This is a genomic window from Polaromonas sp. P3_C2, assembly GCF_056402675.1.
The window spans coordinates 1-8,673 of record NZ_JBFUGX010000105.1 but is presented as its reverse complement, the minus strand read 5'-3'; the positions used below and the strand labels follow the sequence as shown (position 1 = coordinate 8,673).

At 61.6% G+C, this 8,673-nt stretch carries 9 protein-coding genes; 7 read left to right on the top strand and 2 right to left on the bottom strand.

Annotation, left to right across the window (positions count from 1 at the left end):
- Positions 1-339 precede the first annotated feature (339 nt).
- The 5 genes from AC1DWI_RS06740 (at position 340) to AC1DWI_RS06720 (ending at position 4,484) form a co-directional block, all read left to right on the top strand.
- Positions 340-1,269 carry a branched-chain amino acid ABC transporter permease gene (locus AC1DWI_RS06740; protein ID WP_477669667.1) on the top strand — a complete coding sequence of 310 codons (930 nt, stop codon included), beginning with the start codon at positions 340-342 and terminating at the stop codon, positions 1,267-1,269.
- A gap of 34 nt (positions 1,270-1,303) precedes the next feature.
- Positions 1,304-2,422, top strand: coding sequence for an ABC transporter permease subunit (locus AC1DWI_RS06735; protein ID WP_477724573.1), 1,119 nt, complete (start codon positions 1,304-1,306; stop codon positions 2,420-2,422).
- 11 nt (positions 2,423-2,433) lie between these two features.
- The gene (locus AC1DWI_RS06730; RefSeq protein WP_477724572.1) at positions 2,434-3,201 is read left to right on the top strand and encodes an ABC transporter ATP-binding protein; all 768 of its coding nucleotides are present in this window, start codon (positions 2,434-2,436) and stop codon (positions 3,199-3,201) included.
- Between the two features lie 14 nt (positions 3,202-3,215).
- Entirely contained in the window at positions 3,216-3,932 is a 717-nt protein-coding gene (locus tag AC1DWI_RS06725; protein ID WP_477669665.1) for an ABC transporter ATP-binding protein, read from the top strand.
- A gap of 162 nt (positions 3,933-4,094) precedes the next feature.
- Positions 4,095-4,484 (top strand): DUF2845 domain-containing protein, encoded by a 390-nt coding sequence (locus AC1DWI_RS06720; protein ID WP_477669664.1) that lies wholly within the window; start codon positions 4,095-4,097, stop codon positions 4,482-4,484.
- Positions 4,485-4,821: 337 nt separating this feature from the next.
- Here AC1DWI_RS06720 and AC1DWI_RS06715 read toward each other — a convergent pair whose 3' ends face one another.
- Positions 4,822-5,751 (bottom strand): Bug family tripartite tricarboxylate transporter substrate binding protein, encoded by a 930-nt coding sequence (locus AC1DWI_RS06715; RefSeq protein WP_477670200.1) that lies wholly within the window; start codon positions 5,749-5,751, stop codon positions 4,822-4,824.
- 236 nt (positions 5,752-5,987) lie between these two features.
- Between AC1DWI_RS06715 and AC1DWI_RS06710 the strand changes: the two genes are divergently transcribed.
- Positions 5,988-6,350, top strand: a complete 363-nt coding sequence (locus tag AC1DWI_RS06710; RefSeq protein ID WP_477724571.1) for a hypothetical protein — start codon at positions 5,988-5,990, stop codon at positions 6,348-6,350.
- 94 nt (positions 6,351-6,444) lie between these two features.
- Here AC1DWI_RS06710 and AC1DWI_RS06705 read toward each other — a convergent pair whose 3' ends face one another.
- Positions 6,445-7,497: a CDP-6-deoxy-delta-3,4-glucoseen reductase gene (locus AC1DWI_RS06705; protein WP_477669662.1), complete on the bottom strand. Its 1,053-nt coding sequence runs from the start codon at positions 7,495-7,497 to the stop codon at positions 6,445-6,447.
- Between the two features lie 60 nt (positions 7,498-7,557).
- Here AC1DWI_RS06705 and AC1DWI_RS06700 point away from each other — a divergent pair, with 60 nt between their 5' ends.
- Positions 7,558-8,484, top strand: a complete 927-nt coding sequence (locus tag AC1DWI_RS06700; protein ID WP_477669661.1) for an NAD-dependent epimerase/dehydratase family protein — start codon at positions 7,558-7,560, stop codon at positions 8,482-8,484.
- Positions 8,485-8,673: the final 189 nt, after the last annotated feature.

Below are 8,673 nucleotides of genomic sequence, written 5' to 3'. Positions count from 1 at the left end.
GTCAACAGAGGGCTGGAGATACGCATAGCTGATAAGTTAAATGAGTTGAAAATTAAGAACAATAAGAAAAACTGATAAAAAACAAAAGCCGCTGATAAAGGTGGATTCGGCCCGAAAATTTCACTTTCTCAAGGGTAAACCCCGCGAAAACCGCACCGCTGGCTCGATTCTCGCTAGAGACGCTTGGCTACAATTTGCGGATTAGCTCGCCAACTTCACCAGCCATCCGGCTTTGATAGGCGGGCTTTTTGTTAACTCAAGCCAGTCACCGGCGATCCCGGTGGATGGTGGCCGCCAGGCGGAGTTCGCAATTTCATCAATTGGACGGGAGAGTGAGTTATGGAAGTTTTGCTACAGCAGATCATCAATGGTCTGGTGCTGGGCAGCATGTATGCCTTGATCGCCTTGGGCTACACCATGGTGTACGGCATCATTAACCTGATTAACTTCGCACACGGCGAAGTACTGATGGTGGGGGCTTTGACCAGCTGGACCATCATTGGCCTGATGCAGGATTCCATGCCGGGCACGCCGGGCTGGATTATTTTGCTGATTTCGCTGCTGATCGCCTTTGTGGTGTGCGGCGCCCTCAATTTCGCGATTGAGAAAATCGCCTACCGGCCCTTGCGAAACTCTCCCAAACTGGCCCCGCTGATCACCGCCATCGGCATGTCGCTATTGCTGCAGACCCTGGCCATGATCATCTGGAAGCCCAACTACAAGCCCTATCCCACGCTGTTGCCTTCCGAGCCCTTCCAGGTCGGCGGTGCCGTCATCACTGTGACCCAGCTCTTCATCCTGGGTGCTACGGTTGTCTCCCTTTCCGTGCTGATGTGGCTGGTGCATTACACCAAGCTGGGCCGTGCGATGCGCGCCACGGCTGAAAACCCCCGTGTTGCGGCGCTCATGGGCGTGCGCCCCGACACCGTCATCTCGGCCACCTTCATTATCGGCGCCATCCTCGCCGCGCTGGCCGGCGTCATGTACGCCTCCAACTACGGTACGGTGCAGCACACCATGGGCTTCCTGCCGGGCCTCAAGGCTTTCACGGCAGCTGTGTTTGGCGGCATCGGCAACCTGGGTGGCGCGGTGCTCGGCGGCATTTTGCTGGGCCTGATTGAATCCATCGGCGCCGGCTACATCGGCCCGCTGACGGGCGGCGTGCTGGGCAGCCAGTACTCCGACATCTTTGCTTTCATCGTGCTGATTTTTGTGCTCACGCTGCGGCCTTCAGGTCTGCTGGGTGAGCGTGTAGCGGACCGGGCGTGACGCCGCGTCCATCCGGTACACAAGGAGAACATTCATGAATTCTGTCAAATCGAAAAAACTCATTACCTTCCTGATCGTCGCGGCGGCACTGCTGGTGCTGCCGCTGATCCTGCAGCAGGGCGGCAACGCCTGGGTGCGCATTGTCGACATGGCGCTGCTGTATGTGCTGCTGGCCCTGGGCCTGAACATCGTGGTCGGCTACGCCGGCCTGCTGGACCTGGGGTATGTCGCGTTCTTCGCGGTCGGCGCCTACCTGTTCGCGCTGCTCGGCTCGCCGCACCTGGCCGACGCCTTTCCCTGGATTGCGGCGCAGTTTCCGAACGGGCTGCATTTGCCGATCTGGGCGATCATCCCGGCGGCAGCGGCCCTCGCCGGATTCTTCGGCGTGGTGCTGGGCGCACCGACCCTCAAACTGCGCGGCGATTACCTCGCCATCGTGACGCTGGGCTTTGGTGAAATCATCCGTGTGTTCCTGAACAACCTGGACCGCCCCATCAACCTGACCAACGGCCCCAAAGGCATTAACCAGATCGATTCGATGAAGTTCTTCGGCTTCGACCTTGGCAAGCCGCATGAGTTTTTCGGCTTCGAAGTCAACTCGGTGTCGATGTACTACTACCTCTTCCTGGTGCTGGTGATCGTCTCGGTTGTGGTTTGCCACCGCCTGGAAAACTCCCGCATCGGCCGCGCCTGGATGGCGATCCGCGAAGACGAAATCGCCGCCAAGGCCATGGGCATCAACACCCGCAACCTGAAGCTGCTGGCCTTCGGCATGGGCGCCACTTTCGGCGGCGTGTCGGGCTCCATGTTTGCCGCCTTCCAGGGTTTTGTGTCTCCCGAATCCTTCAGCCTGATGGAGTCGGTCATGATCGTCGCCATGGTGGTGCTGGGCGGCATCGGTCATTTGCCCGGCGTCATTCTGGGCGCCTTGCTGCTCGCGGCTTTGCCTGAGGTGCTGCGCCATGTGGCCGGCCCACTGCAGGCCATGACCGAYGRCCGSCTYGAYTCCGCCATCCTGCGCCAGCTGCTGATCGCGCTGGCCATGATCACCGTCATGCTGATGCGTCCGCGCGGCCTGTGGCCCGCTTCCGAGCACGGCAAGTCGCTGAACAAGCCCGTCGGCCCGGACCCTATCCAGTCAATCAACCCCTAAGGAGAATGGACATGAGCGAAACCATTCTTAAAGTCTCGGGTGTCTCCAAGCGCTTCGGCGGTTTGCAGGCCCTTTCCGATGTCGGCATCCATATCGAGCGTGGCCAGGTGTATGGCCTGATCGGTCCCAACGGCGCCGGTAAAACCACCTTCTTCAATGTGCTGACGGGCCTTTACACGCCCGACAGCGGCACCTTCGAGCTCGCCGGCAAGCCCTACAAGCCCACGGCGGTGCACGAAGTGGCCAAGGCCGGCATTGCCCGGACCTTCCAGAACATCCGCCTGTTTGCCGACATGACGGCCCTCGAAAACGTCATGGTCGGCCGCCATATCCGTACCAACTCGGGCCTGATCGGCGCCGTGCTGCGCACTCCCGGTTTCAAGCACGAAGAAGCCGCCATTGCCAAGCGCTCGCAGGAGTTGCTCGACTATGTCGGCATCGGCAAATACGCCGACTTCAAGGCCCGCACCCTGAGCTACGGTGACCAGCGCCGCCTGGAAATTGCCCGGGCTCTCGCTACCGACCCGCAGCTGAYCGCACTCGACGAACCGGCCGCCGGCATGAACGCGACCGAAAAAGTGCAGCTGCGCGAGCTGATCGATCGCATCCGCAAGGACAACCGCACCATTCTGCTGATCGAACACGACGTGAAGCTGGTCATGGGCCTGTGCGACCGCGTCACCGTGCTCGATTACGGCAAGCAGATTGCCGAAGGCGCGCCCGCGGACGTACAAAAAGACGAAAAAGTGATCACCGCCTATCTGGGCACAGGTCATTGAAGGAAAGCAAGAATATGGCAAACACACTCCTTAAAGTGACCGGCCTGAAGGTCGCTTACGGCGGCATCCAGGCGGTCAAGGGCGTTGACTTCGAAGTCAACGACGGCGAACTGGTCACCCTGATTGGCTCCAATGGCGCCGGCAAGACCACCACCATGAAAGCCATCACCGGCACGCTGCCCATGCTGGGCGGCGACATTGAATACCTGGGCAAGAGCATCAAGGGCCGCGGCGCCTGGGACCTGGTGAAAGAAGGCCTGGCCATGGTGCCGGAAGGCCGCGGCGTGTTCACCCGCATGACCATCACCGAAAACCTGCAGATGGGCGCCTACATCCGCAGCGACAAGGCGGGCATCGCCGAAGACATGGAAAAGATGTTTGTGCTGTTTCCCCGCCTGCGTGAACGCAAGGACCAGCTGGCCGGCACCATGTCGGGCGGCGAACAGCAGATGCTGGCCATGGGCCGTGCATTGATGAGCCGCCCCAAGGTGCTGCTGCTGGACGAGCCCTCCATGGGCCTTTCGCCCATCATGGTCGACAAGATCTTCGAAGTGGTCAAGGACGTTTCAGCCCGCGGCGTGACGGTGCTGCTGGTTGAGCAGAACGCCAGCCGTGCGCTCGGCATTGCCAACCGCGGCTATGTCATGGAGTCGGGCAACGTCACCATGAACGGCGACGCGAAAAGCCTGCTGAACGATCCACGCGTCAGGGCCGCTTACCTCGGCGAATAAGCAGGCGCCCGCGCGCCGGCAGGCGCTGCGGGACGCACGTCACCCCGTAAATCTGGCCAACCAGCGCAGGGCATAAATGCCTTGCGGCGCCAAATATTTACGCATAAAGTTAAGAAGGGGTGCGCACCACGCGCATCCTTGTTTAACTTGGGGGAAGTCAAAATGAACCAGTATGTTGTTCGCGTTGCTGTCGTGATGTTCGCCTTTCTGGCCTCATCTTTTTTCACCGGGGCTTCGGCCCAGTCACTGCGCTGCAAGGGCGACCTGGCGCAGATCGGCAATTCCAAAGGCACGATCCTGCAAAGATGCGGCGAGCCTGTCATGAAGGACACGTTCTGCAAAGCCACGCCTGACACAGTGCCCAGCTCGACTGTCGTGACACCAAACACCGTGGGTTCCACCGCCAGCACCACCACCAACGTGACGGTTAATACCTGCCAGCAGGTGGAAGAGTGGACTTACAACCCGGGTTACGGGCAGTTCATGACCATGCTGCTGTTTGAGGGCGGTTCCCTGAAGAGCATTCGATACGGGGATCGCGTAACCAGGTGAGCCCCCACGGTGGTGATGGAGCCCCCACGGTCGCTCACTGCGTGTAGCTCCCTGCCCCCCGAGGGGGCCGCCCGCCCTACGGCCCGGCAAAGCCGGTTCCGGGGCTCATGCTGGGTTTAAGAATTCTTTGGGCACTATCGGCGGAGGTATTCGCCAGTGGGTGCCGCGGAACCGGCTTTGCCGGGCCGCAGGCACCGTCCCCTGCAAGGGGAAAAGGGCTACATGCAGTGAGCCCGATAGGGGTGTGCCAATTTTTCGGCTTCGCCGGCCCCAGGCGCCGCCCCCTGAGGGGGGAACAGGCTACACGCAGTGAGCCTGGAAGGGGGTGGACCTTTTTTCAATCCACCTTCGCGCCTGACGCCTTCACCACTTTTTCATACTTCGCCATTTCGCTTTTCATGAAGGCGCCGAACTGCTCGGGCGTGTTGCCTACAGGTTCGGCCATCAGTGTGGCAAAGCGGGTTTTGGCTTCGGGTGAATTCAGCGCGGCGACGAATGCCTGGTTGAGTTTGGCGATCACGTCTTTCGGTGTGCCTGCGGGCGCCACCAGTCCCCACCAGGTATCGATCTCAAAACCCTTGAGCGTCTCGGCCACGGCAGGCACATCGGGCAGCATGGCGCTGCGTTTGGCTGTGGTGACTGCCAGCGCCTTGAGTTTGCCTGCCTTGATGTTGGCGGATGCCGTGGCCAGGTTGTCAAAGTTGTAGTCCACCTGGCCGCTCAGCAGCGCCAGTTGCGCCGGGTTGCCGCCGTTGTAGGGAATGTGCAGCGCAAAGATGCCGGCCTGCGCCTTGAACATTTCGCCGGCAAGGTGCCCCGCGCTGCCGTTACCGCCGCTGGCGTAATTGAGCTTGGCCGGATTGGCCTTGGCGTACTTGATCAGGTCGGCCAGCGAGTTGATGTTCAGGCGCCGCGCGGAGTCGGCGTTGATCACCAGCACATTGGGCACGCGCACCAGCTGTGTGATGGGCGCGAAGTCGGTCGCTGCGTTGTACGGCATCCTGCTGTAAAGCCAGGGATTGATGGCGTGGGTGGCGACAGCGGAAATGCCGATCGTCATGCCGTCGGGTTGCGCCTTGGCGATGGCGTCGACACCAATGTTGCCGCCGCCGCCGGGCTTGTTTTCAATGATGACCGGGCCCAGCGTGTCCTTGACGCGTTCGGCCATCAGGCGGGCCGTCACGTCAATCGGGCCGCCGGCTGCATAGGGCACGATGATGCGCATGACTTTGGGCTGGGCGTGTGCCAGAGGGGCTGACAGCGCCATGCCTGCAATGAAAAGGGCGCCCAGGCATTTGCCGAGCAGGGAAGGCTGGGTGAGGGAAGGTCGAATGTTCATGTCCCTATTGTTGCAAAAAGTTGGCCACGCCTTGGGGCAGAGCCTGATGCATGCCGTTACGGGATCTTTACATACCGGACATGGCTGTTCGGGGGCCGCGCCGCGTTGGAGGTTCATGAGGCGCCTGCTTCATGTTTTCTCAACCCCCACCTCAAGGAAACCCCATGAAGATCAACACCCTTGTCGCCGCCCTCGCCCTGGTTGCTGRTGGCGCAGCCTTTGCGCAGGCGCCTGCCGCTCCCGCGACCCCCAAAGACCCGCTGGCCACGCCGCGCGTCGACCAGCGCCAGTCCAACCAGGAAAAACGTATTGACCAGGGCGTCACCTCCGGTGCGTTGACTTCCAAGGAGACCGCCAAACTCGATAAGCGCGAGACGAAAATTGAGTCCGACAAGCTGGCCGCCAAATCCGACGGCAAAGTCACACAGGCCGAGCGCCGCAAGCTAAAGCGTGAAGAAAACCGCGCCAGCGCCGCCATCCGCCGCCAGAAGCACGACCGGCAGGTTGCACCCGGCAAGGCTGGCTGAGCGTTCGCATGGTAGGTAGCCGCAGCGCTTAATCCGCACATAAAAAAGCCCCGGCTGACGGATCAGCCGGGGCTTTTTTTGTCCAGGTGTCCGCTCAGGTTTCCGCGGGCACGGTCGCCTGGGCTTTCTCTTTTTCGGTCACAAAAGAGTCGGCATAAAACTCGTCCTCCGGCAGACCCGCAGCCGTGTAGGCGGCCTTGGCTGAGTCCACCACGATGGGCGCGCCGCAGGCATACACCTGATAGCCCGACAGGTCGGAAAAATCTTCCAGCACGGCCTGGTGGACAAAGCCGGTGCGCCCCGTCCAGTTGTCTTCAGGCAGCGCGTTGGAAATCACCGGGACATAACGCAAATTCGGCATTTCCGCAGCCTTGGCCTTGACCCATTCGTCCATGTACAAATCGGCCGGGCGGCGGCCGCCCCAGTACAACACGGCCGGGCGCGTGATGCCCTTGTGTTGCAGATGCTCGATCAGCGCCTTGATGGGCGCAAAGCCGGTGCCCGATGCCAGCAGCACCATGGGTTTGTCGCTGTCTTCGCGCAGGTAAAAGCTGCCGAAGGGGCCTTCGATGCGCAGGATTTCCTTTTCTTTCATGGGGCCGAACACGTGCTCGGTGAACTTGCCGCCCGGCATGTGGCGAATGTGCAGCTCGACGCCCGGGTTGTCGGCCTGGGTGTGCGGGGCATTGCCCATTGAATACGCCCGGCGGTCGCCGTCGCGCAGCAAAAACTCCACATATTGGCCAGCGTGGTACTTGAACACATCGCTGGCCGGCAATTGCAGGCGCACCACCATGACGTCGTGTGAGGCCTTGGCCAGGCTGTTGATGCGCACCGGCATCTTCTTGACCGGGAAGGCGCTTTCATCCGTGACGTGGCGTGATTCGAGGACGATATCACTCGTCGCCCTGGCGCTGCAGGTCAGGATGAAGCCGTTCGCCTCTTCCTCGGGTGACATGGCCTTGACCTGGTGCGCGCCATGGAGGACGCTGCCTTCCAGTTTTTTTGACTTGCAGGAGCCGCAGGCGCCATCCTTGCAGCCGTAGGGCAGGCCAATCCCCTGGCGAATGGCGGCTGCCAGCAGCGGTTCATCCGCCTCGGCGATGAATGTCCGGCCACTGGGTTGCACGGTCACGTTAAAGCTCATATTCGGTATCCTTGCGGTATCTGTTCTCGACCTGGCTGGCTTTTTCCAGCAACCCCAATTTTGCCCTCAAACCTGAACCCCCTAGGCGCGCTGCCTTTCCGTTTCCGCCGCGAGCGGGTTTTGATTGCCGGTTGCGGCGATGTCGGCCTGCGCGTAGCCCGCCTGCTGCCGCGCAATGTCCGGCGCATCGCCCTGACGTCGTCACCGCAGCGTTTCCCGGCTTTGCGCGCGCAAGGCATCACACCGCTGCTGGGCAACCTGGACGACGGCGCCTCCCTGCGGCGCTTGGCCGGGCTGGCTACGCGGGTGGTGCATCTGGCGCCGCCACCCGGCGACCAGCCCGACTGGCGTACGGACCCACGTACGCTGGCACTGCTGCGCGCCCTGCGCCTGCGCAGCCTGCCGCAGTCGCTGGTGTATGGCTCCACCAGCGGGGTGTATGGCGACTGCGGCGGCGAATGGGTGCGCGAAACGCGGCCATTGAAGCCCCACACACCGCGTGCCCAGCGGCGTGTGCATGCCGAGGCGCATCTGCGGCTTTTTGGCCGGGCCACCGGCACCCGCGTGCACCTGCTGCGCATCCCGGGCATCTATGCGTCCGACCGCGAAGGCGGTACGCCGCGTGGCAGGTTGCTCAAGGGCACACCTGTACTGCGTGCCGAAGACGACGTCTACACCAACCATATCCACGCCGACGACCTGGCCCGTGCCTGCCTGGCGGCGCTGTGGCGCGGCAAGCCCCAGCGCGCCAGCAACGTCAGTGACGATACGCAGCTGAAGATGGGCGACTATTTCGACCTAGCGGCGGACCTCTACGGTCTGCCGCGGCCGCCGCGCCTGGCACGGGGCACGGCACAGGAAGAGTTGCCGCTGATGCTGCTGAGCTTCATGAGCGAGTCGCGCCGGCTGGACAACACCCGCCTGAAGCAGGAGCTGCGGCTTCGTTTGCACTACCCGACAGTAGCAATTGGCCTGCGCGATCAGTGAGCGAGCCAGCCGCGCGGTGCAACGCAATAAATGCCATTGACCGCCTGAAATGAACGGGTTGCCACCATGGCAGCCCGTTTTCTCATTTTAGGTGTCTTTTTTTGGCAACGGTACTGCGGTCGAATGTTACAACCAAAGCGGTAACAAATTGAAACTAACGTGGTCGGCCTGGAGCACGTTTCTATTAAC